We start from the raw sequence: 1,772 nt of genomic DNA on the forward strand, positions 1-1,772 counted from the left end.
GTCCTTGTAGGAACCGGTACCGGCGGTCCCGGAAGCTGCGGGCGGCGCGGCCTCTGCGGCCGGGGCCTGCGCAGACGGGGCGCAGCCAGCCGCAGTTCCGGCCACGGAGAGGCCGGCAATGCCGACGAGGACGTTCTTGCGGAAGGCGGTATTCATGCGGGACTCGATTCTTTGCGGGGATCGGACAGCGAACAATGTGGAGGCACTGACAGGGTTGCAGACGTTGAATTCAGGGTAACGGTTCACCCTGGGCGCGAGGCCTTGATGACCTTGGGTATTCCCGTAACCGGCCCCGCCGTCATGCCGGGCGCCAGATTCCGCCGCACTCCGGGCCCACCGGTAGGCTAGAACTGTGACCCCAGAAGAACTCTCCCTCGCCATATCCGCCTGCCTGAAGGACGCCGTTGCCGCCGGTGACATAGCCCTCTCCGCGGCCGACATCCCGGATGAGGTGCGCGTGGAGCGCCCCAAGAACAGGGACCACGGGGACTGGGCCACCAACGTCGCCCTCCAGCTGGCCAAAACGGCGGGCATCAACCCGCGGGAGTTCGCGTCCGTCCTGAGCGCCCGGCTCAAAACGATCGACGGCGTGTCCGCGGTGGACATTGCCGGCCCCGGCTTCCTGAACATCACGGTGGACGCCGCTGCCGCCGGTGCCCTCGCCAAGGCGATCGTCGAGGCCGGTGCGGCCTACGGCACCAACACCGCGCTCGCCGGGCACGTGGTCAACATGGAATTCGTCTCGGCCAACCCCACCGGCCCGCTGCACATCGGCCACACCCGCTGGGCCGCCCTCGGCGACGCGATCGCCCGCGTCCTCCGGGCCTCCGGTGCCGACGTCACTGCCGAGTACTACATCAACGACGCCGGTTCCCAGATGAACGTATTCGCGAACTCCGTGTTCGCGAGGCTGCACGGCCTGGACGTGCCCCAGGGCGGCTACCCGGGCCAGTACATCGCGGACCTCGGCCACGAGGTGCTCACCGAGCACCCGGACATCCGCGAACTCACCGAGGTGGCGGCCCTGCCGGTGATCCGGGGCGCCGCCTACAAGGCGCAGATGCATGACATCAAGCAGACGCTGGCCGAGTTTGGCGTCGACTTCGATGTCTACTTCTCCGAGCAGGAGCTCCACGACGCCGGCGCGATCGAGGACGCCGTCGCCCGCCTGCGCGAACAGGGCCACGTGTTCGACGACGGCGGCGCGGTCTGGCTGCGCACCACCGACTTCGGCGATGACAAGGACCGCGTGATGGTCCGCGCAAACGGTGAGCCCACGTACTTCGCCGCCGACGCCGCCTATTATCTGTCCAAGAAGGACCGCGGCTACACCTCATCTCCTGGCTCGGCAAGGACGCCGTCCGCTACTCGCTGGCCCGGTTCCCCGCCGATTCGCCGCTGACGCTGGACCCGGAGCTGCTGAAGAAGCACAGCAACGAAAACCCGGTGTTCTACGTCCAGTACGCCCACGCCCGCTCCCGCGGCGCCGCCCGCAACGCCGTGGCCGCCGGCGTGGAGCGCCGTGTGGACGGCATAGACAGCTTCAACGCCGCCCTGCTGGAGCACCCCACCGAAAACGAGCTGCTCTCGCACCTGGGCAGCTATCCCTCGATCGTGGCCAAGGCCGCCGAGCTGCGCGAGCCGCACCGCGTGGCCCGCCACCTCGAAGTGATCGCCGGCGCCTACCACCGCTGGTATGACGCCTGCCGCGTGGCGCCGCAGGGCGAGGAACCCATCACCGACACCAACCGCACCAGGCTGTGGCTCAATGA

The 1,772-nt window shown here is 68.6% G+C and carries 1 pseudogene; it reads left to right on the top strand.

The features are described from left to right. Positions 1–352: 352 nt before the first annotated feature. Positions 353–1,772 (top strand): annotated as a pseudogene (locus tag LQV45_RS29875) (arginine--tRNA ligase); the annotation flags it as partial.

Source organism: Microbacterium sp. Bi128 (genome assembly GCF_918698205.1).